Raw genomic sequence first — 20963 nt, 5'->3', positions numbered from 1 at the left:
CCGAGCTGGAAGGCCGTTGCTACGAGCGGGCCTCGCCCGCGGTCTGAGCGGAACCATGCCCCCTCTGCTCTTGCGGCGCGTCGGTCTTGGCGCCGAAGATGATGAAGCTGATGACGGCAAGAGCGAGAACGCCGATCCCGCAATAGAGCATGACCCAGCCAAAACCGTTGACCAGTGCGGCATGCGCGATGGCGCCGGATGGGTCTAGGGTCGCGAGCCTGGGCGAATATTGCGTCAAGCCATCGAGATTTCCGGTGGCGATCTTTTCCGCCAGTGCACCCAGTTCATTCGGGCCGAACGCCCCGTCAAACGCGTTCCGGAGATAAGAGACTATCCCCTGCGTAAGCAGCAGGCCCAGCACCGCGATGTTGATGGCGAGCGTGATCAAGCGCGCACTGATATCGATGCCCGAAGCCATGCCGGCACGATCCGGCGACACCGAGCCGGTCGTGGTGTTGGTGGTCGGTGAATTGGTCAGGCCGATGCCGATGCCGGCGATCAGCGTACCGGGCAGCATGGTCACCCAATTGGCGCCCTCGAGCCCGGACCCTATCCGCATGGCGATAAAGCCGATCCCTAATGTCAGCAGACCGAGCGGGATCGCAACCCGCGCCTGATAGCGCGCGCGCAAGCGCTCGGCGGTCGAGGACATCAGCATCAGGGGAAGCGTGTAGACGAGCAGCAACAGGCCGGTCGTGGTGCTGTCATAGCCCAGAACGCCCGAAAAATAGATCGGCAGATAGATGATGAACGGCCAGTAGCTGAAATTCATGCCAATGCCGCCCATGATCGCTCCCGAAAACTGACGGATGCGGAAGACGGAGAAATCGAACATCGGATAGGGACTGATCTTCTCGGCAAAAAGGAACGCGATGAAGGACAGGACGGCCGCGACGGTCACGCCGATGCGGGCACCGGACCCGAGATCGGCGCCTTGCGTGATCAGATAAGAGAAGCCGAACACCGCGAATGAGAGCGTCAGGATGCCGGCCCGATCAAGCCTCTGGGCGTTGTGATCGCGTGATTCAGTGACGCCTCTGCCGATGAAGACCAAAGCAAGGATCGCCAGCGGCACATGGATGAGGAACACCCATTGCCAACTGGAGAACGCCACGATCAATCCGCCAATGGCGGGCCCGAAACCGAGCCCGATGCCCGAGACGACGCTCCAGGCGACGAAAGCCTTGCCGCGTTCACCACCATCTTGAAACTGATGGGACAGCACGGCCACGCTGCACGTGAACATCGCTCCGCCCGCGAGCCCTTGCAAAAAGCGGGCGATGATCAGAATTGGAGCGCTCGGTGCGAGGCCGCACAGCAAAGAGGCAAAGCCGAAGGCTATGGTGGTGATCACCATCACCCGTTTGCGCCCGAAACGGTCGGCCAGCGTCCCCGTTGCCATCAACACCGTGGTGCAGGCAATGGTGTAGGCATTCATGATCCACTGCAAATCCTTGAAATCGGCGGCGAGCACGCTTTCCAGTTTCGGAAGGATCACCGGTACGCTGGAGATTTCGAGACCGAACAGCAGCGAGGCAAGGCAGGCCCCCACAAGCGCAACGGTGTTTCGCTCAATTTGAAACCTCATATCGATCACTTTCTATCGGAGTTGCAGGCAATGCTTTTCAAACTGCCGTCGATGAGATAGACCACCCCTGATCATGAAAAAAGGCTATGCATCTCTATTTCAGAGATGACAAAATGGAATGCTCGAGATGACCAGCCTTGATGTCGACGCCGTGCGGACCTTCGTCATGGTGGCCGATCTGCAGAGCTTCACCCGGGCGGCGGCGGCGCTGGGCAGCACCCAGGCGACGATCAGCGTCAAGCTGCGCCGGCTTGAAGAAAAGCTCGGGGCGCGTTTGATCGAACGAACCCCGCGCCGCGTGAGCCTGTCAGCGAGAGGAGCGATCTTTCTCCCAGCGGCGCGCGAATTCCTTGCCGCCCATGAACGCGCCATCACGGAGTTTTCCGAGGCGCCGTGCCGGCTTGCCCTCGGCTTTGTCGACCACGTCGCGGGACCCGAGCTTTCCATACTGATAGCCCAGCTTCATGCCCACGATCCGTCGCTCGCGCTCAATATAAGGATCGATACCAGCTCCTTGCTGGAGGACGCTTTCGATCGCGGCGAACTCGATGCGGTCATTGTGCACCGGGAGAGCGACGGTCGCCGGGGCGAAGCCTTGTCGCGCACCCATTATGGCTGGTTCGCCGCCCCCGCCTTCGAATGGCGACCCGGGACGCCCTTGCGCCTGGCGCTTTTAAGCACCGTATGCAACTGCCCGGACCGTGTGAGAGCGGTCGAGGCGCTGGACAAAGCAGGCATTGCCTGGAATGAGGCTTACGTCGGCGGTGGCGGCGCGGCCGTCAACATCGCGGTATCGGCCGGTTTTGCTCTATCCGCCCTCGCTTACCGTGTGGCCCCTCCCGGTTTGATCGAGGTTGGCCGCAAATTCAGCCTGCCGCCAATTCCCTCTTCCGAGATTGTTCTACATGCGCGCGCTTTGGCGCCACGGGCACGAGAGGCACTGAAGATGCTCGCAACCGCTTTTCGCGAGTCCAATTTGCCGACAGGATAGGACAGGTGTCACGATCCGATTCTATCGGATCGTGCTCCAAACTTCGGAGGAATGAAATGACCGAGATCACCGTCCGCCCGCTCGCGCAGTCCGACCACGCCGACTGGCGGCGCCTGTGGACCGACTACCTCACCTTTTACGAGACGAAGCTTCCCGAAGAGGTCTATGCCGTCACCTGGAAGCGGCTGTTCACGCCGGGTGAGTTCGAACCGAAAGGCTTCATCGCCACATCAGGCGGCAAGGCGGTCGGCCTCACCCACTATCTCTACCACCGCTCCGGCTGGTCGGAAAAAAACAACTGCTATCTGCAAGACCTGTTCGCCGACCCGGATGTGCGCGGCAAGGGCATCGGCGCGGCCCTGATCAAGGCGGTGAAAGAGGAAGCCGCAAAAATCGGCGTCAAGAACGTCTACTGGATGACGCACGAGACCAACGCCACCGCGCGCAAGCTCTACGACCATGTCGCGCGACGGACGGGCTTCATCGAGTACGATCTGCTGTAGATAGGCCATGTTCATCCCCTTCTTCCTCGAACTGAAGGCAGCGCGCGTTCCCGTTTCGCTGCGGGAATATCTGTCGCTGCTGGAGGGGCTGGAAGCCGGGTTGGTCGACTATGATGTCGAAGGTTTTTATTACCTCGCCCGCGCAGCATTGGTGAAGGACGAGCGCCATATCGACCGCTTCGACCAGGTGTTCGCGCATGTCTTCAAGGGCATCGAAGCGCTGGGCGGGCCGGATGCCGTGGACGTCGCCAATATTCCCGAGGAATGGCTGCGCCGCCTCGCCGAAAAGCACCTGACCGACGAGGAGAAAAAGCTGGTCGAAGCGCTCGGCGGCTTTGACAAGCTGATGGAGACGCTGAAGCGGCGGCTGGAGGAGCAAAAAGGCCGTCATCAGGGCGGCTCGAAATGGATCGGCACCGGCGGCACTTCGCCCTTCGGCGCCTATGGCTACAACCCCGAAGGCGTGCGCATCGGTCAGCACGAAAGCCGCAACCGCCGCGCGGTGAAGGTGTGGGACAAGCGCGAGTTCAGGAATTTCGATGACGCCGTCGAGCTCGGCACCCGCAACATCAAGATCGCGCTGAAGCGCCTGCGCCGCTGGGTCCGCGAGGGTGCCGAGGAGGAGTTCGACCTGCCCGGCACCATCCACGCCACGGCCGAACATGGCTATCTCGACGTGCGGACGCGGCCCGAACGCCGCAACGCGGTGAAACTCCTGATGTTCTTCGATGTCGGCGGCTCGATGGACGACCACATCAAGAGCGTCGAGGAGCTGTTCTCGGCCGCCCGCGCCGAATTCCGCCAGCTCGAATATTTCTATTTCCACAACTGCCTCTATGAGGGCGTGTGGAAGGACAATCGTCGCCGCCATGCCGAGACGGTCCCGACTTTCGACCTCCTCCACAAATATGGGCCGGACTACAAGGTGATCGTCGTCGGCGACGCCTCTATGAGCCCATATGAGATCGCACAACCCGGCGGGTCGGTCGAGCACTGGAATCCGGAGGCCGGAGCCGTCTGGCTCGGCCGCCTGCTGCAGCAATGGCCGAACGCGGTATGGCTGAACCCCGAAAACCAGAAAAACTGGGGCTTTACCCATTCGATCGCCATGATCCGCGACATCTTCGGCGGCCGCATGTTCCCGCTGACCTTGGCCGGGCTGGAAGGCGCGACCAAGCAGCTTTCAAGGAAGCACTGAATGGATCGGCAAGAAACCTGCTTTCTCTGCCTGCAATGCGGCGTCCAGTTCGCGGCAACAGAGACGCCGCCGGAACATTGCCCGATCTGCGAGGACGAGCGGCAATATGTGCGCTGGGAGGGGCAGGCCTGGATCGCGCCGCAGGACCTCGCTGGCGGACATCGGCTCGTGATGAAGGACGACGCCGGCGTACTCGCCTTCGGCATCGAGCCGCGCTTCGCCATCGGTCAGCGAGCGCAACTGGTTGAGACACCGCACGGCAATGTGCTGTGGGACTGCGTCTCGATGGTCAGCGACGAGGCGGTGGCCGAAATCAACCGGCGTGGCGGCCTGATCGCGATCGCCATTTCGCACTGCCATTTCTATTCGGCGATGGCCTGTTGGAGCGAGGCGTTTGGCGGCGTGCCGATCTATCTTCATGCAGACGACCGGCAGTGGATCATGCGGCCGCATCCCTCGATCGTCAGCTGGGAGGGCGAAACTCTTGTCATCAACCCGTCTCTGACACTCATCCGCTGCGGCGGCCATTTTGCCGGCAGCCAGGTGTTGCACTGGCAGCGCGATGGCGGCAACGCCCTGCTGACCGGCGACACCGTCCAAGTGACGCCGACGCGCCGCCATGTCAGCTTCATGTACAGCTATCCCAACCAGATACCGCTCAACGCGGCGGCCGTGCGCCGCATCGCGGCAGTACTTGAACCATATGACTTCGAAGACATCCGCGGCGCGTGGTGGGACTTGAACATCATCGGCGACGGAAAGAATTCGTTCGCTACTTCGGTTGCCCGCTATCTCGCAGCCATCGCATAAAGGTCACGATCGAAAATGCGGGCAAATGCCGTAACAAATGCCTATCTTGGTGCGAATATGAGGTTGCAATCAACAACGAGCCGGCAAGGCTGAGGAGATCAAATGGACACCCACACCTACCCCGTGACCCGCACCGACGCCGAATGGCGCGCCCGGCTGACACCGGAGCAATATGCCGTCATGCGCGGCCACGGCACCGAGCGGCCGGGAAGCTGCGCTTTGCTCTACGAGAAGCGCGCCGGCACATTTTCCTGCGTCGGCTGCGACCAGCCCTTGTTTGAATCCAAGCTGAAGTTCGAGAGCGGCACCGGCTGGCCGAGCTTCAACGATCCGGTGCCGGGCTCGGTCGAAAATACTGTCGACCGCAGCTACGGCATGGTCCGCACCGAATGCCATTGCGCCCGCTGCGGCAGCCATCTCGGCCATGTCTTCGAGGACGGCCCGCCGCCGACCGGCCTGCGCTATTGCATCAACGGCGTCGCATTGAAATTCGAGCCGGCGGCTTGAACCATCCGGGTTCGACAAAATGAAAGGGCGGCTTCGGCCGCCTTTTTTGTTGGAATATCCGTCGCCCCCCGGGCAGACGATCAGACCAGGATCATCGCCACCAGCCACAGCGTGGCGCCCAGTGTCATCATCCAGGCCTTGGCACCGGGAATCTTTTCGGTGGTTCGCCACACGGCCACGGTCAGGAACAGGCTGTAGGGCACCGACGCGAAATGCACCGCCAGCACAAGGCCGAGCGGCAACTTCAACCCGAGCAGGACGAGCGCCAGCGCCGATGCTGCGAGGCTGATCGCGGTGCCGACAAGGACAAGATCGCGCCAGAACAGCCGGTCGAGCGGCACCTGACCTTGCCAGCGTGAGCGGAAGAAGGATCCGACGCCCTCTCGCAACACCTGATATCTACCCCTGCCCCAGGACTTCTGTGACCGCGCGCTCGATCCGCGAGCATTCGGTCACCAGCCAGTCGGCCATGGCCGGCCAGTTGTCCTCGGCATAGCAGTTCACCCGCCACATCGAATTGATGCCGAGACCTTCGCAACTCTGCTCCGGCCTGAGCTTCAGCCTGTCTTCGATATCAGGCTGGAACGGCTTCAACCGCGACCACGCTTGCGTGGCGCCGAACTTCTCGTTGCGGCCGAAGAAGACGCCGACATGGTTCTGCGCCGGCGCGACATACATGGAAAGGACCAAGGCGAAGTCGGGTAGCCCGCGCTGCCAGAACCAGGGTCCGCGCCTTGCCATCAGAGCCTTTTCTTCCGGATGCCGCTCAGCAAACAGCGTCCAGAAGCCGCGCTGGCGGAATTCAGAGGCGCGGCGGGCGCCGAAATCGAATTCGCTCATGGTTCAAACCGTATCTCCGGCAACCGCGTCGGCGCCGGGGCCGGCTAGTCTTACACCATGCCGAGCGCGGCCTTGTACAGATCGAGGATGGTTTCCTCTTCCTGCCGCTCGGCCTGGTCCTTCTTGCGCAGCCGGATGATCGTGCGCATCGCCTTGGTGTCGAAGCCGGTGCCCTTGGCCTCGGCGAACACTTCCTTGATGTCGTCGGAAATGGTCTTCTTCTCTTCCTCGAGCCGCTCTATGCGCTCGATGAAGGCACGCAGCTGGCCGGCGGCAACAGTCTGGCTGGTATCGGTGATATCGTCGGCCATGCTTTTCTCCACATCGTTTCTGCGCCGCGACTCGGGGACTACGGCGGCAAATTTGAGCCGGTTCGATGCCCGACCGGCGGCGGCGGGTCAAGCTGTTATCGGTGATCGAACTGACGCTGCCGCCATGATGCGGACAGCCATCCCCAAGAAGGCACCAATTAGCTGAAGGCGATCAGCAGATCCTTGGCATCGATCTGGTCGCCGGCTTTGACCAGCACCTCGGCGACGGTGCCGTCGCGCTCGGCATGCAGCGCCGTCTCCATCTTCATCGCTTCGATGGAGAGCAGCACATCGCCGGCCTTGACGGCCTGGCCGGCAGCCACCGAAAGCGCCGAGACGACGCCCGGCATCGGTGCGCCGACATGCGCCTCGTTGCCAGGCTCGGCCTTGCGGCGGGCCTTGGCGGCGGACGCGCCATGCGCCCGGTCGGGCACCTTCACACGACGCGGCTGGCCGTTGAGCTCGAAGAACACGGTGACCATGCCCTTCTCGTCGACATCGCCGAGGGCAAGGCACCGCACCACCAGCGTCTTGCCCTTCTCGATGTCGACGAAGATCTCGTCTTCCGGCCTCATGCCGTAGAAATAGGTCGGCGTCGGCAGGACGCTGACCGGCCCGTAGGTTTCCTGCGCGCCGGCGAAATCCGTGAACACCTTCGGATACATCAGCCACGAGGCGAATTCGAACTCCGAAAGCTTGCGCTCGAGCTTCTCCTCGATCTCCTTGCGACTTGCCTTGAGGTCGGCTGGCTTGAGCAGCGACCCGGGCCGCACCGTGATCGGCCTGTCGCCCTTCAGCGCCTTCTTCTGCAGCGCCGCCGGCCAGCCGCCGGGTGACTGGCCGAGATCGCCACGCAGCATCGAGACGACCGAGTCCGGGAAGGCAATGTCCCTGTCGGGGTTCTCGACATCGGTGACGGTCAGGTCCTGGCTGACCATCATCAGCGCCATGTCGCCGACGACCTTGGACGACGGCGTCACCTTGACGATGTCGCCGAACATCAGATTGACGTCGTGATAGGTCTGCGCCACCTCGTGCCAGCGCGTTTCGAGTCCGAGCGAACGCGCCTGCTCCTTGAGGTTGGTGAACTGTCCGCCCGGCATCTCGTGCAGATAGACCTCCGAGGCCGGACCTTTCAGATCGCTTTCGAAGGCGGCGTACTGGTTGCGCACCGCCTCCCAGTAGAAGGAGATGTTGCGGATCCATTGCGGGTCGAGGCCGGGGTCGCGTTCGGTGCCCTTCAGCGCCTCGACGATGGAGCCGAGACATGGCTGCGAGGTGTTGCCCGACAGCGAATCCATCGCCGCATCGATGGCGTCGACGCCGCTGTCGACCGCCGCCAGCACCGTCGCCGCCGACAGGCCTGACGTGTCATGGGTATGGAAATGGATCGGCAGGTCGGTCGCTTCGCGCAGCGCCTTGAACAGCACGCGAGCAGCAGCAGGCTTCAACAGCCCGGCCATGTCCTTGACGGCGATGATGTGGGCGCCCGCCGCCTGCAATTCCCTGGCCAGGCCGACATAGTATTTGAGGTCGTACTTGGCTCGCGCCGGATCGAGGATGTCGCCAGTGTAGCAGATCGCCGCTTCGATCAGCTTGCCCTCGGCGCCGACCGCATCCATGGCCACACGCATGTTCTCGACCCAGTTCAGGCAGTCGAACACGCGGAACAGGTCGATGCCGCCGCTCGCGGCCTGCTTGACGAAATGCTGCACGACATTGTCGGGATAGTTGGTGTAGCCGACGCCGTTGGCGCCGCGCAGCAGCATCTGCAGCAGCAGATTGGGCGCAGCCTCGCGCACCAGCGACAGCCGCTCCCACGGATCCTCGGTGAGGAAGCGCATGGCGACGTCGAAGGTGGCGCCGCCCCAGCATTCGAGCGACAGAAGCTGCGGCAGGGCCCGCGCATAGGTACCGGCAATGCCGGCAATGTCATGCGTGCGCATGCGCGTCGCCAGCAGCGACTGATGGCCGTCGCGCATCGTCGTGTCGGTGACCAGAACCTCCTTCTGGTCGCGCATCCAGGCGGCGAATTTCTGCGGACCCAGCACGTCGAGCTTCTGCTTGCTGCCGCCCGGCACATTGCCGTTGAGATAGGGCACCACCGGCGCCGCGGCGTCAGCTTTCGGCTGCGGCCGGCCGCGCGTCTCGGGATGGCCGTTGACGCTGACATCGGCGAGATAGTTGAGCAGCTTGGTGGCGCGGTCCTGGCGCTTGACCTGCTGGAACAGCTCCGGCGTCGTGTCGATGAACTTGGTCGTGTAGGAATTGTCGGCGAAGCTCGGGTGATTGATGATCGCTTCGAGGAAGGTCAAATTGGTGGCGACACCGCGGATGCGGAATTCGCGCAGCGCCCGGTTCATGCGGGCGATGGTCTCGCCCGGCGTCGGCGCCCATGCCGTCACCTTCTCCAGCAGCGGATCGTAGAAGCGGGTGATGACCGCGCCCGAATAGGCGGTGCCGCCGTCGAGGCGGATGCCGAAACCCGTCGCGCCGCGATAGGCGGTGATGCGGCCGTAGTCCGGGATGAAGTTGTGCTCGGGGTCTTCCGTGGTGATGCGGCACTGCAAGGCGTGGCCGTTCAGCCTTATGTCCTTCTGTGCCGGCACGCCCGATTCCGGCGTGCCGATGGCAAAGCCGTCGAGGATATGGATCTGCGCCTTGACGATGTCGATGCCGGTCACCTGCTCGGTGACGGTGTGCTCGACCTGGATGCGCGGGTTGACCTCGATGAAGTAGAATTTGCCGGTGTCGGCATCCTGCAGGAACTCGACCGTTCCGGCGCCGATATAGCTGGTCTCGCGCGCGATCTTCAGCGCATGACCGCAAAGCTCCTCGCGTTGCGACATTTCAAGGTATGGCGCCGGCGCCCGCTCGACGACCTTCTGGTTGCGGCGCTGGATCGAGCAGTCGCGCTCGAACAGGTGCACGGCGTTGCCATGCGTGTCGCCAAGCACCTGCACCTCGACATGGCGGGCGCGTTCGATCAGCTTTTCGAGATAGACCTCGTCCTTGCCGAAGGCCGCCTTCGCCTCGCGCTTGCCTTCCGTGACCTCACGGGCAAGGTCGGCTTCGGCGCGGATGGCGCGCATGCCGCGGCCGCCGCCGCCCCATGATGCCTTCAACATCACGGGGTAGCCGATTTCCTTGGCCAGTTTCTTGACCGCGTCCATGTCGTCCGGCAACGGATCGGTGGCGGGGATCACCGGCACGCCGACCTCGATGGCGAGATTGCGCGCCGCGACCTTGTTGCCGAGCCGCCGCATCGTGTCCGGCTTCGGTCCGATGAAGGTGATGCCGGCCTCGGCACAGGCATCGGCGAATTCGGGACTCTCCGACAACAGCCCGTAGCCGGGATGAATGGCATCGGCGCCCGAAAGCCTGGCGACGCGGACCACCTCCTCGATCGACAGATAGCTTTCGATCGGTCCCATGTCCCGGGTCAGATGTGGCCCACGTCCGACCTGGTAGCTCTCGTCAGCCTTGAAGCGGTGCAGGGAGTATTTGTCCTCCTCCGCCCAGATCGCCACGGTTTTGAGGCCAAGTTCGTTGGCCGCGCGAAAGACGCGAATGGCTATTTCGGACCGGTTGGCGACGAGGATCTTCGTGATGGCCAAGGACTGGGCTCCAGCAACGGAAGGAAGAGAAATCGGCGCAATGATTAGCGTGAAAATGCTGCAGCGCAAACAAAATTGACTCGCATTTAAACCGATTGAAATGGAATCTTTGCGACAAAGTCGGTCGCATTCATTCGAAGGCGCAAGAAAGTGCTGCCGCTGCCATTCCAGGCATGATCATTTTCCGGCTAAAGGCCCGGCAGTATCGGCTTGCCGGACCCTCTGAACGTGAGCGCGGCTCAAAGAAAAATGCCCGGCGCGAAGCGCCGGGCATCCGTAAAATCTGGAGACTGACGAGCTTACATCTTCTGGATGTAGGTGTACTTGCCGTCGTCGCCCTTCTTCCATTCGTAGATGACGTAGCCGGGCAGCGTCGGGTCGCCCTTGGCGTCATAGGACAGGTCGCCGAGCACGGTCTTGAACGGGCCGTTCGCATGCAGCGCCTTGGCAACTTCCTGCGGGTCGTTCGACTTGGCAGCGGTCGCTGCTTCGGCGATCGCCTGCACGGCGGCGTAAGCGTAGAGCGTATAGGCTTCCGGCTCGAAGCCCTGCGCGCGGAACTTCTCGACGAGTTCCTTGTTGGCGGGGATCAGGCGCGGATCCGGGCCGAACGTGTTGAGCGTGCCCGCAACCGCGTCGCCCGCGATCGAAGCCAGCTCGTTCGACACGATGCCATCGCCGGAGACCAGCGTCGCCTTGAGGCCCTGGTCAGCCGCCTGACGGATGATCAGGCCGGCTTCGGTGTGCAGGCCGCCCCAATAGATGATGGTAACGCCGGCTTCCTTCATCTTGGCGATCAGCGCCGAGAAGTCCTTGTCGCCGACATTGATGCCTTCATACATGACTTCCGTCAGGCCCTTGGCGTTCATCGCCTTCTTGGTCTCGTCGGCAAGGCCCTGGCCGTAGGTGGTCTTGTCGTGAACGACGGCGATCTTGGCATCCTTGAAGTTCGCGGCGAGATAAGCGCCGGCGATGCTACCCTGCTGGTCATCGCGTCCGCAGGTGCGGAACACGTTCCACAGGCCGCGTTCGGTGAACTGCGGGTTGGTCGCGGCCGGCGTCACTTCGACGATATTGTTTTCCGCATAGACTTCCGATGCCGGGATCGAGACGCCCGAGTTGAAGTGGCCGACCACGAACTTGACGCCGTCGCCGACGAACTTGTTGGCGACCGAGATGCCCTGCTTCGGATCGGAGACGTCGTCGCCGACTTCGAGCTTGATCTGCTCGCCGTTGATGCCGCCCTTGGCATTGATGTCGGCGACAGCCGCTTCCGCACCCTTCTGAAGCTGTGCGCCGAAGGCGGCGTTCGGACCGGTGATCGGGCCGGCAACGCCGACCAGGACGTCAGCCCACGCGGCACCACCGAACGCGACAAGCGCGGTCAGGGCGACGGCGGACAAAAGTGACTTTTTCATTTAAACGCTCCCATTTACGGAGTGGGCGTGGATGAAGCTTTCATGCGATGCCCACCCTTATCGCAGAAAGCATAGTTTGCCGATTTTCAGGCACTTGTCACGCCGATTCAATTCCGAGGCGGCGTTAATGATGAACCTCAACCTTTCGGTTTCCAGCTCAAGATTGAAGCTCTTTCGTAGAGCCAATTATACTGCGTCACCATCTGGTTGGTACGCGTGTATTGATAGCCGATGAAGCCGAGGATCATCAGCACGATGGTGTCGACGATGTAATAGTGCAGCGAGAACATCGTGCCGCCGAACAGCGCGTGATGGATGAAGCGGATGCCGATGCCGAGGCCCAGCATATAGGCGAACAGCTGGATGAAGCTGCGCCATGTCTGGGCGCTGGCCTTGCCGGTCATCCAGGCCGCCCAGCCGCCCAGCAGACAGGTGACGAAGAAGAATTGCCAGATCGACGGCTCCTCGTAGAGAATGCCCTGCATGGTGAAGTCTCCCTAGCATGATCCCGAAAAGTTGCAGACTTTTCGGACAAAGATCATGCGACAAACAAACAACTTGGAGCGGAATACCGCATGCACACATTCCGCTCCAAACTCAGTGGTGTCCGCCTTCAAGATAGGCGGCGCGCACTTCCGGATTGGCGAGCAGCTCCTTGCCGGTGCCGCTCATCGTCACATTGCCGTTGACCATGACATAGCCGCGCGTGGCGAGTTTCAGCGCGCCGAAGGCGTTCTGCTCGACCAGGAACACGGTCAGCCCCTGCGTGCGGTTCAGTTCGCGGATGGCGTCGAAGATCTGCTTGACGATCAGCGGCGCCAGACCCAGCGACGGCTCGTCGAGCAGCAGCAGCTTCGGCCGCGCCATCAGCGCGCGTCCGATCGACAGCATCTGCTGCTCGCCGCCCGACAGCGTGCCGCCGCGCTGGGCGATGCGCTCCTTCAGCCGCGGAAACAGCGTGAACACCTTCTCGACGTCCTCGTCATAATGCTTGAGGTTGTCGAGGCTGGCGCCCATCTGCAGGTTTTCCATCACCGTCATGCGCGGAAAGATGCGCCGGCCCTCGGGCGACTGGGCGATGCGCATGCGCGCTATCTCATGCGTCGGCATCTGGGTGATGTCGGTGCCGGCAAAGGTGATGGTGCCCGCACGAGCCCGAGGCGCGCCGAAAATGGTCATCATCAGCGTCGACTTGCCGGCGCCGTTGGCGCCGATCAGCGCCACGATCTCACCCTGCTTGACGGTGACATCGACGCCGTTCAGGGCCCGGATGTTGCCGTAATAGGTCTGCACGCCCTTGATATCGAGCAGCGTCGTCGCGGCCATCACTTGCCCCCTCCACGCTTGCCAGCCACAGGCTTGGCGGCAGCAGTCTTTCCCGAAGCTGCATTTGCAGTCTTTCCGGAAGCATGGCTGGTCGCCACCTTGCCCTCATCGACACGGCGCGAGAATTCCGTGTCCTTGCCTTGGCCGAGCAGCTTGGCCTGCTTGACCCATTCCTCGCGCGCGATGCGTCCGTCAAAGGCCAGATAGGCTTCGGCGGCCTCGACGTCGGCCTTTTTCCAGGCTCCGATCTGGTCGAAGTGGAAGATGCCGTGATCGTTGAGCTTCTTCTCGTTGACGGTACCGATGCCCTTGATGCGGGTCAGGTTGTCGGCCTTGCCGCCGCGAGGCGCCGCCAGCCGATTGGAGATTCCGCCAGCCGTCGCCGCAGGGGCCTTCACCGCAGGGGTCTTGGCTGCCGGCTTGGCCGGCGCGGTCGACTTCACCGCCGTCCCGGTGGTGGCCTTTGACGACGCTTTCGGAGCAGGCTTTGCCTTCGCCGCCGGAGCGGACTTCTCAGCCGGTACCGCTGCCAGCGAGGCAGCCTTGTTTGCCGCGGCGAGCGATCTCGCGTCGACCTGACCGGCCTTTGACGCGCCCTTTGCCACCGTAACCCGCTCGCCTGAACTGTGACCGACCGTGTCGGTCACCGGCCCGGCGAGATACGAAGACGATGTCCCCGGACCATGCGCGGCATCCGGCCCGGTATCGAGCTGTTCGATGACGTCTTCGTCGCCGACTTCGGTAAGGACCGCCTCGACTTCCTCGTCGTCGACACCGAGATAGGCGGCGATGACGCGCGGGTCGGTGCGTACCGATTGCGGACTGCCGTCGGAGATCTTGCGGCCATATTCCAGCACCACGACATGGTCGGAGATCTGCATGACCACCGACATGTCATGCTCGATCAACAGGATCGAGGTGCCTGATGTCTTCTTGATATCGATCAACAGTTCGTTGAGTGCCGCCGATTCCTTCGGGTTGAGGCCAGCCGCCGGCTCGTCGAGGCACAGAAGCTCCGGCCCCGTGCACATGGCGCGGGCGATCTCGAGCCGCCGCTGCGCGCCATAGGGCAGGTCGCCGGCCGGATCGTCGGCTCGATCGACGAGGTCGGCCTTCTCCAGCCAGTGCTTGGCAAGCTCTATCGATTCGGCCGAGGCCTTGCGGTAGCCGCTGAAGCCGAACAGGCCGAGCACCGTATAGCCCGAGGCCTTCATCAGCTTGTTGTGCTGGGCGACCAAAAGGTTCTCCAGCAGCGTCATGCCCGAAAACAGGCGGATGTTCTGGAAGGTGCGCGCCACCTTGGCGCGCGCCGGGATCTCATGGTTGGGCAACCGCTCGAGCAGGAAGCTCGAACCGTCGTTCCGGTTCAGCGTGATCATGCCTTCCGACGGCTTGTAGAAGCCGGTGATGCAGTTGAACACGGTGGTCTTGCCGGCGCCGTTGGGGCCGATCAGCGCGGTGATCTCGCCGCGCTTGGCGGCGAAGGACAGGTCGCCGATGGCCACCAGGCCACCGAACTTCATCGACAGATGATCGACCTGCAGGATGGCGTCGTTCATGCCCGGATTGGCTTTCTGAATAGGGTTCGCATTCATCAGCCGTGGCCCTCCTTGGTGAAGGAACCGGAGACAGCTCTTCGCTCCTTGAGGAAGGCGGTTGGTTCACGACTGCCGACGAAGCCGCGCGGCTTCCACAGCATCACGATGACCATGGCCATGCCGAACAGAAGCATGCGGTAGAGTTCCGGCGTGAAGTCCGGCCCAAAGATCTGCTTGAGGAAGTCGAGTTCACGCAGCGCCTCGGTGCCGCCAATCATCACCATCGCGGCAACGGCGATACCGACCAGCGAACCCATGCCGCCGAGCACCACGATCGCCAGGATGATAGCCGATTCCAGGAAGACGAAGGATTCCGGGCTGACGAAGCCTTGCCGCGCGGCGAAGAACGAGCCGGCGAAGCCGCCGAACATGGCGCCCGTGGCAAAAGCCGTGAGCTTGGTCGTCGTCGTATTGATGCCCAGCGACCGGCAGGCGATCTCATCCTCACGCAACGCTTCCCAGGCACGGCCGACCGGCAGACGCCGCAGCCTGATGGTGACGAAGGCGGTGAGCAGGCACAGGCCCAGGATCAGATAATAGAGGAAAATCTTATAGTAGGCGCCCGACTGGGCGATGTGCAGCACCTTGGCGATGTAGTTCGGGTCTGACACGTTGAACGACATCAGGCCGAAGAAGCTGACCTTGGGAATGCCGGAAATGCCGGCCGATCCGTTGGTGACCTCGCGCCAGTTGATGAGCACCAGGCGGATGATCTCGCCGAAAGCCAGCGTCACGATCGCCAGATAATCGCCCCGCAGGCGCAGCACCGGGAAGCCGAGCAGCACGCCCCACAGCGCCGCCATGGCGCCCGCGGCCGGCAACAGGATCCAGAACGACAGACCAAATTGCGTGGCGAGAAGCGCATAGGCATAGGCGCCAAGTGCATAGAAGGCGACGTAGCCGAGATCGAGCAGGCCGGCGAGGCCGACGACGATGTTCAGGCCCCAGGCCAGCATCACATAGATCAGGATCTGGATGCCGAAATTGTCGACCCATTTCAGCGAACCCTGCAGCCCGCTGGCGATCGACCAGGCGTTCAGCGACAGCACCGCGACCACGAGGATCGGGTACAGCACCAGCGCTGTGATGCCCAATTTGGTGAAGTTTGTATGGATGAAGGCGCGGAAGTAGTAGATCACGCAAGCCAGCACATAGATGATCGCCAGGGCGCGCAGGAATTGCAGATAGCCGGCTGGTTCTGCTCCCACCCATCCGGCGAGAGAGTTGTTGAGAACGAACAGCAGCACCGCCGCGACAACAGCCGCGATGAACCACGGCAGCTGGAAGAACCGTGACGCCACGCTGGCCGGCAACAGGCCGGTGGCAACGTTGGTTATCTTCTGGCTGGCCATGAAGGGCTGGCCATAGGCGACATAGAGGAAGCGTCCGACGGCCGTGGCGACCACCACTGCGGCGAGCAGGCCCCAGCGCGTCGTCACGACCAGTTCATTGGAAATGTTCTGGCCGGTCTTCAGGCCGATGAACAGCACGAACAGGCCAAGCGATATGGCGCCGGCATAGAACGCTTCCTTAAGCGCGCGCTGCACGGGGGTGGCGACGACGTCGCGCTCCGGAGATACAGTGACGGCCATGATCTCAGACCTTTTCGACTTCTGGCCGGCCCAGAATGCCGGAAGGCAGGAAGATCAGCACGATCGCCAGGATCGAGAACGCCGCGACGTCCTTGTAGTCGATCGAGAAATAGGCCGACCACATGCTCTCGATGAAGCCGATCATCAGCCCGCCGAGCACCGCGCCCGGCAGCGAGCCGATGCCGCCCAGCACCGCGGCGGTGAAGGCTTTCACACCCGGCGTGAAGCCGTCGGAGAAGGCGATGACGCCGTAATACATCAGGAACAGCGTGCCGGCGACGGCGGCGAGCGCCGCACCCATGATGAAGGTGATCGAGATCGTGCGGTCGACGTCGATGCCGAGCAACGCCGCCATCTTGCGGTCCTGCTCGCACGCTCTTTGCGCCCGACCCAGCGATGTCCTGTTGACCAGGTACCAGAACAGCGCCAGCAACAGCGCGGTGACGACGACGATGATGATCTGCTTCAGCGACACGCTGATGCCGTTGATGTTGTACACCTGGCTGACCATCGGCGGGATCGGCTTGTTGCGCGGCCCTTGCGTCACCTGGACGAAGTTCGACAGCGCGATCGACATGCCGATGGCGGTGATCAACGGCGCCAGCCGGAACGAACCGCGCAGCGGCCGGTAGGCCACCTTTTCGATCGTCCAGTTGTAGAGGCTGGTGAGCAGCATCGCCACGATCATCATGACCAGCAGCGCGATGACCACCGGCACCGAATAGAACAGCGCGCCGAGGACGAGGAAGACGATCAGCGCCGTGAAAGCGCCCACCATGAAGATGTCGCCATGGGCGAAGTTGATCATGCCGATGATGCCGTAGACCATCGTGTAGCCGATCGCGATCAGCCCATAGATGGACCCCAGCGTCAGCCCGTTGATAAGCTGCTGGACAAAGTACTGCATGTGTACATGGCTCCCCTGGAATGTCGCCCATGCAGACGCATTCCTTTTCGTATTTCCCCTAGTCGTAAAGTTTCGAGCCCGGATTGCAACGTCATTTTTCAATCGTCATGCGTGTTTTCGCGGCACGCCGTCCGATTGCCCGTTTTCTCCCATCCGACCCCTGGACTATCGCGGACCCTACCATTGGCATAACGCAATGTCTTTGACGATTCGGCCGCATCATGCGCCCCGTTTCGAAGAAATCGCCGTCAAAATTAGGTGATGAGAAGAATCGTTGCGTTGCTGACACAATCCGTTTTTCGTTCTGTTCCTTTCCGTTGGGTCAGGTTTCCCTTCACTTGACGACAAAACCATGCGCGAACGGATCGCGGTCGTCGATGAAGATGGTGTTCAATCCGGTCATCCGCGCCCAGCCGCCGATCGAGGGAATGATGGCCGGTTTACCGGCGACGGTGACGTCCTTTTCGACCTTGCCCCTGAACAGCGAGCCGATGATCGATTCATGGACAAAACTGTCTCCGGCCTTGAGCCTGCCCTTGGCATGAAGCTGCGCCATGCGCGCCGAGGTGCCGGTGCCGCAGGGTGAGCGGTCGATCGCCTTGTCGCCGTAGAACACGGCATTGCGGGCGTCGGCCTCGGGGTCGGTCGGCTTGCCGGTCCACAGCATGTGCGACAGCCGGTTGATGCCCGGGTTCTCGGGATGCACGAAGGAATATTTCTCGTTGAGCCGCTGCCGGACCACCGGGCTCCAGGCGATGAAGTCGCCCGCCGAATAGTCGGCCATGTCGCGGTAGTTCGCCTGCGGCTCGACGATGGCGTAGAAATTGCCGCCATAGGCGACGTCGACGGTGATTTCGCCGAGCTGCGGGCATTCGACCGTCAGCCCCTCGGCGTAGAGGAAGGAGGGCACGTTGGTGATGCGCACTTCCTCGACATAGTCGCCGACCTGCTTGTACTCGGCGATGACGAGGCCGGCCGGCGTGTCGAGCCGAAGCACGCCCGGCGTCTTCGGCTTGATCAGTCCGTGCTCAATCGCCATCGTCACCGTGCCGATGGTGCCATGACCGCACATCGGCAGGCAGCCGGAGGTTTCGATGAACAGGATGGCGATGTCGCAATCCTCGCGCGTCGGCGGATAGAGGATCGAGCCGGACATCACATCATGGCCGCGCGGCTCGAACATCAGCCCGGTGCGGATCCAGTCATACTCGGCCAGAAAATGCGCCCGCCGCTCCATCATCGTCGAGCCCTGCAGCAGCGGGCCGCCCCCGGCGACCAGCCGCACCGGATTGCCGCAGGTGTGGCCGTCTATGCAGAAGAAGGATTTCTTGGCCATGACGCTCCTCGAAGAACAAAACCCGAAAAATCAGAATCGTTGTGGACTGAAGGGAGCCAGATCGATCGGCGGAGTCTGCCCCAGGACGAGATCCCTGATCAACCGTCCGGTGGCGGCCGCCTGGGTCAGGCCGAGATGGCCGTGGCCGAAGGCATAAACCACCGACCGCTTTCCCGGCGCGCCGCCGATGACGGGCACTGAATCCGGCAGCGAGGGACGGAACCCCATCCATTCGCGACCGCCCGAGGGATCGAGCCCCGGCAGGAATTTTTGCGCCTTCTGCAGCAGCGCCTTCGACCTGGCATAATTAGGCGGCCGCTCGATGCCGCCAAGTTCCACGGCGCCGCCGACGCGCAGGCCCGTTTCGAGCGGCGTGATGACGAAGCCATGACCGGAGAAGATCAGCATCCGCTTCACGTCGAAGGCACTCGTCGGCAACGTCGTGTTGTAGCCGCGCTCGGTTTCCAGCGGAATGCGATCGCCGAGCTGCCTCGCCAGCAGATGCGACCAGGCACCGGCGGCGACGACGAGGTGTCGGGCCTGCCTAGTCGTTCCGTCTCCCAACGTCAGTGTTGCACCATTCTGATCCGCCGCGACTTGGCCGATCCGAGCCAGCTCAAAGCGGGCGCCCTTGGCCTGCGCATGGGCCCACACCGCTTTGCCGAGCAATTTTGGATCGGCGACCGTCTTCCATCCCGGCACGAACGTGCCTTTGATGAAGCGCGGCGACAGCCCCGGCTGCAAGGCGGCCAGTTCCTCGCCCTCGACATGGCGAAAACCGATGCCGAAACGCTCACGCGCCGCCCAGCCGGACAGCCCTGCCTGAAACTCGGCCTCGCTTTCGTAAAGCTCGAGCGAACCGTCCTCGCGCAGCATCGACCGCGTACCCGAGCGATCGAGCAGGCCCATCCATTCCGCTTCGGCGAGCTTCATCATGCCGGCTTGAGCGGCAAGGCTCGCCTCGTATTTTCCCGGCGCACCGGCGCGCCAGAAGCGGACCAGCCAGGGCAGAAGCTTCGGCAGATAGGCGGGCGGGATGCTGAGCGGTCCGAGCGGATCGGCCAGCCATTTCGGCAATTGCCGCATCATGCCCTTGTGGGCCAGCGGCAGCACATCGGAAAAGGCAAAGGCAGCGGCATTGCCGGAGCTCGTCTCCTCGCAGATGCCCGTGCGATCGAAGATCGTGACCTTGCGTCCCGCCTCGGCCAGAGAGGCGGCAGCGCAGATGCCGATGATGCCGCCACCGATGATGGCGATGTCGATTGTAGCATCGGCGATCATGGCCGCGCACCGTGCGGCATGTCCCGGCTTCCGTATCGATCTTTGCAGCCAGCCCCCTCATCCGGCCCTTCGGGCCACCTTCTCCCAGTGGGGAGAAGAGGCTGACGCCGGCGTTGGCGACCTCTTCTCCCCTCGGGGAGAAGGTGGCCGCGCAGCGGCCGGATGAGGGGGGCTGCGACATTGCGATCCTTAGAACTTCGGCAGTGTCGGCCGAACCGCGAGTGCGTCCTTGATGATCTTCTCGACTGCCTTGCGGCGCTCGCCCGACAGCGGCTGGCGCGGCATGCGCACGCGGTCATTTGTGTTGATCGCGAACACTTCGGCAAGCTTGATGTTTTGGACCAGATAGGTCGAGACGTCGAGATCGAGCAGCGGCCGGAACCAGCGGTAGATGCCGAGCGCCTCTTCGCGGCGGCCCTGCTTCATCAGCTGGTAGATGGCGACGGTCTCGCGGGGGAACGCGGTGACCAGTCCTGCCACCCAGCCGATGGCGCCGACCGACAGCGCCTCGAAGGCCAGATTGTCGACACCGGTGAACAGGTCGTAGCGAGTACCCAGGCGATTGATGATCTCGGTCGAACGGCGGATGTCGTCCGAGGATTCCTTGATCGCGACAAAGCGCTTGTCCGACGCCAGCTCCTCCATCTGGTCGACGGTGACGTCGACGCGGTAGGCGAGCCGGTTGGAGTAGATCATGACCGGCAGGTCGCCGGCCTGCGCGACCGCGCGCAGAGCCGCGACCGTCTCTTCCGCATTGGTGTGGTAGATAGGGCTCGGCACCACCATCAGGCCGTTAGCGCCTTCCTTGGCCGCGCGCTTGGCAATGCTGGCGGCCTCTCGGGTGCCGGCCTCGTTGACGGTCAGCAGCACCGGCTTCTTGCCGGCAACTTTCTGCGCGGTCTTCAGCACCTCGATCTTCTCGTCGGGCGACAGCATCGGCCCTTCGCCGAGCGATCCGCAGACGATGATACCGTCGCAGCCGGCCTCCATCTGCAGGGTGAAGCAGCGCTCCATCTCGGCATGATCGAGACGATCATCCGCGGTGAATTTGGTCGTGACGGCAGGAAAAACTCCGGTCCACATGATCATTGCTCCATCTGATATATCAGCCATATATCTGTTAAGAAACTGCCTGTCAAT

19 protein-coding genes are annotated in these 20963 nt (G+C 62.6%); 5 read left to right on the top strand and 14 right to left on the bottom strand.

The window, feature by feature from the left end:
* Positions 1-19: 19 nt before the first annotated feature.
* A complete protein-coding gene (locus HB777_32105) occupies positions 20-1588 on the bottom strand; it encodes an MFS transporter (protein QND68132.1) in 1569 nt (522 codons plus the stop codon).
* Between the two features lie 127 nt (positions 1589-1715).
* Between HB777_32105 and HB777_32100 the strand changes: the two genes are divergently transcribed.
* The 5 genes from HB777_32100 (at position 1716) to msrB (ending at position 5597) form a co-directional block, all read left to right on the top strand.
* Positions 1716-2579 (top strand): LysR family transcriptional regulator, encoded by an 864-nt coding sequence (locus HB777_32100; protein QND68131.1) that lies wholly within the window; start codon positions 1716-1718, stop codon positions 2577-2579.
* Positions 2580-2635: 56 nt separating this feature from the next.
* Positions 2636-3082 carry a GNAT family N-acetyltransferase gene (locus tag HB777_32095; protein ID QND68130.1) on the top strand — a complete coding sequence of 149 codons (447 nt, stop codon included), beginning with the start codon at positions 2636-2638 and terminating at the stop codon, positions 3080-3082.
* A 7-nt stretch (positions 3083-3089) separates the two neighbouring features.
* Positions 3090-4280, top strand: coding sequence for a VWA domain-containing protein (locus HB777_32090; GenBank protein QND68129.1), 1191 nt, complete (start codon positions 3090-3092; stop codon positions 4278-4280).
* A complete protein-coding gene (locus tag HB777_32085) occupies positions 4281-5090 on the top strand; it encodes an MBL fold metallo-hydrolase (GenBank protein ID QND68128.1) in 810 nt (269 codons plus the stop codon). It abuts the gene before it with no gap.
* A 102-nt stretch (positions 5091-5192) separates the two neighbouring features.
* Positions 5193-5597 (top strand): peptide-methionine (R)-S-oxide reductase MsrB, encoded by a 405-nt coding sequence (msrB, locus tag HB777_32080; GenBank protein ID QND68127.1) that lies wholly within the window; start codon positions 5193-5195, stop codon positions 5595-5597.
* Positions 5598-5677: 80 nt separating this feature from the next.
* Here msrB and HB777_32075 read toward each other — a convergent pair whose 3' ends face one another.
* The 13 genes from HB777_32075 to HB777_32015 form a co-directional block, all read right to left on the bottom strand.
* Positions 5678-5989 (bottom strand): hypothetical protein, encoded by a 312-nt coding sequence (locus HB777_32075; GenBank protein ID QND68126.1) that lies wholly within the window; start codon positions 5987-5989, stop codon positions 5678-5680.
* A gap of 7 nt (positions 5990-5996) precedes the next feature.
* Positions 5997-6437 (bottom strand): DUF4268 domain-containing protein, encoded by a 441-nt coding sequence (locus HB777_32070; GenBank protein QND68125.1) that lies wholly within the window; start codon positions 6435-6437, stop codon positions 5997-5999.
* Between the two features lie 50 nt (positions 6438-6487).
* Positions 6488-6748 (bottom strand): DUF2312 domain-containing protein, encoded by a 261-nt coding sequence (locus HB777_32065; GenBank protein ID QND68124.1) that lies wholly within the window; start codon positions 6746-6748, stop codon positions 6488-6490.
* 158 nt (positions 6749-6906) lie between these two features.
* Positions 6907-10365, bottom strand: a complete 3459-nt coding sequence (gene pyc / locus HB777_32060; protein QND68123.1) for a pyruvate carboxylase — start codon at positions 10363-10365, stop codon at positions 6907-6909.
* A 299-nt stretch (positions 10366-10664) separates the two neighbouring features.
* Positions 10665-11783, bottom strand: coding sequence for a branched-chain amino acid ABC transporter substrate-binding protein (locus tag HB777_32055; GenBank protein ID QND68122.1), 1119 nt, complete (start codon positions 11781-11783; stop codon positions 10665-10667).
* A gap of 137 nt (positions 11784-11920) precedes the next feature.
* Positions 11921-12268 carry a hypothetical protein gene (locus HB777_32050; protein QND68121.1) on the bottom strand — a complete coding sequence of 116 codons (348 nt, stop codon included), beginning with the start codon at positions 12266-12268 and terminating at the stop codon, positions 11921-11923.
* A gap of 112 nt (positions 12269-12380) precedes the next feature.
* The gene (locus HB777_32045) at positions 12381-13109 is read right to left on the bottom strand and encodes an ABC transporter ATP-binding protein (protein ID QND68120.1); all 729 of its coding nucleotides are present in this window, start codon (positions 13107-13109) and stop codon (positions 12381-12383) included.
* Positions 13109-14668: an ATP-binding cassette domain-containing protein gene (locus tag HB777_32040; protein ID QND68980.1), complete on the bottom strand. Its 1560-nt coding sequence runs from the start codon at positions 14666-14668 to the stop codon at positions 13109-13111. Before HB777_32040 ends, HB777_32045 begins: the two co-directional genes overlap by 1 nt.
* A 35-nt stretch (positions 14669-14703) precedes the next feature.
* Complete coding sequence (livM, locus tag HB777_32035; protein QND68119.1) at positions 14704-16299, bottom strand: high-affinity branched-chain amino acid ABC transporter permease LivM; 1596 nt, start codon at positions 16297-16299, stop codon at positions 14704-14706.
* Between the two features lie 4 nt (positions 16300-16303).
* The gene (locus HB777_32030) at positions 16304-17206 is read right to left on the bottom strand and encodes a branched-chain amino acid ABC transporter permease LivH (protein QND68118.1); all 903 of its coding nucleotides are present in this window, start codon (positions 17204-17206) and stop codon (positions 16304-16306) included.
* A gap of 334 nt (positions 17207-17540) precedes the next feature.
* On the bottom strand, positions 17541-18542 hold the full coding sequence (locus tag HB777_32025; GenBank protein QND68117.1) for a 4-hydroxyproline epimerase: 1002 nt from the start codon (positions 18540-18542) through the stop codon (positions 17541-17543).
* Positions 18543-18572: 30 nt separating this feature from the next.
* Complete coding sequence (locus HB777_32020) at positions 18573-19823, bottom strand: FAD-binding oxidoreductase (protein QND68116.1); 1251 nt, start codon at positions 19821-19823, stop codon at positions 18573-18575.
* A 189-nt stretch (positions 19824-20012) separates the two neighbouring features.
* On the bottom strand, positions 20013-20906 hold the full coding sequence (locus tag HB777_32015) for a dihydrodipicolinate synthase family protein (protein QND68115.1): 894 nt from the start codon (positions 20904-20906) through the stop codon (positions 20013-20015).
* Between the last annotated feature and the right edge of the window lie 57 nt (positions 20907-20963).

Origin of the sequence: Mesorhizobium loti (assembly GCA_014189435.1) — a bacterium.
GTDB classification, from domain to species: domain Bacteria; phylum Pseudomonadota; class Alphaproteobacteria; order Rhizobiales; family Rhizobiaceae; genus Mesorhizobium; species Mesorhizobium loti_G.
This window is presented reverse-complemented; position numbering and strand designations above follow the sequence as displayed.

What these genes read in the sequence shown, in the direction of transcription:
- HB777_32085 (QND68128.1), top strand. Translation starts at nt 4,281, where the DNA reads ATGGATCGGCAAGAAACCTGCTTTCTCTGCCTGCAATGCGGCGTCCAG.
- HB777_32015 (QND68115.1), bottom strand. Translation starts at nt 20,906, where the DNA reads ATGTGGACCGGAGTTTTTCCTGCCGTCACGACCAAATTCACCGCGGAT.
- HB777_32025 (QND68117.1), bottom strand. Translation starts at nt 18,542, where the DNA reads ATGGCCAAGAAATCCTTCTTCTGCATAGACGGCCACACCTGCGGCAAT.
- HB777_32100 (QND68131.1), top strand. Translation starts at nt 1,716, where the DNA reads ATGACCAGCCTTGATGTCGACGCCGTGCGGACCTTCGTCATGGTGGCC.
- HB777_32040 (QND68980.1), bottom strand. Translation starts at nt 14,668, where the DNA reads ATGAACGACGCCATCCTGCAGGTCGATCATCTGTCGATGAAGTTCGGT.
- livM (QND68119.1), bottom strand. Translation starts at nt 16,299, where the DNA reads ATGGCCGTCACTGTATCTCCGGAGCGCGACGTCGTCGCCACCCCCGTG.
- HB777_32045 (QND68120.1), bottom strand. Translation starts at nt 13,109, where the DNA reads ATGGCCGCGACGACGCTGCTCGATATCAAGGGCGTGCAGACCTATTAC.
- msrB (QND68127.1), top strand. Translation starts at nt 5,193, where the DNA reads ATGGACACCCACACCTACCCCGTGACCCGCACCGACGCCGAATGGCGC.
- HB777_32070 (QND68125.1), bottom strand. Translation starts at nt 6,437, where the DNA reads ATGAGCGAATTCGATTTCGGCGCCCGCCGCGCCTCTGAATTCCGCCAG.
- HB777_32065 (QND68124.1), bottom strand. Translation starts at nt 6,748, where the DNA reads ATGGCCGACGATATCACCGATACCAGCCAGACTGTTGCCGCCGGCCAG.
- HB777_32050 (QND68121.1), bottom strand. Translation starts at nt 12,268, where the DNA reads ATGCAGGGCATTCTCTACGAGGAGCCGTCGATCTGGCAATTCTTCTTC.
- HB777_32105 (QND68132.1), bottom strand. Translation starts at nt 1,588, where the DNA reads ATGAGGTTTCAAATTGAGCGAAACACCGTTGCGCTTGTGGGGGCCTGC.
- HB777_32090 (QND68129.1), top strand. Translation starts at nt 3,090, where the DNA reads ATGTTCATCCCCTTCTTCCTCGAACTGAAGGCAGCGCGCGTTCCCGTT.
- HB777_32030 (QND68118.1), bottom strand. Translation starts at nt 17,206, where the DNA reads ATGCAGTACTTTGTCCAGCAGCTTATCAACGGGCTGACGCTGGGGTCC.
- HB777_32055 (QND68122.1), bottom strand. Translation starts at nt 11,783, where the DNA reads ATGAAAAAGTCACTTTTGTCCGCCGTCGCCCTGACCGCGCTTGTCGCG.
- HB777_32095 (QND68130.1), top strand. Translation starts at nt 2,636, where the DNA reads ATGACCGAGATCACCGTCCGCCCGCTCGCGCAGTCCGACCACGCCGAC.
- HB777_32020 (QND68116.1), bottom strand. Translation starts at nt 19,823, where the DNA reads ATGATCGCCGATGCTACAATCGACATCGCCATCATCGGTGGCGGCATC.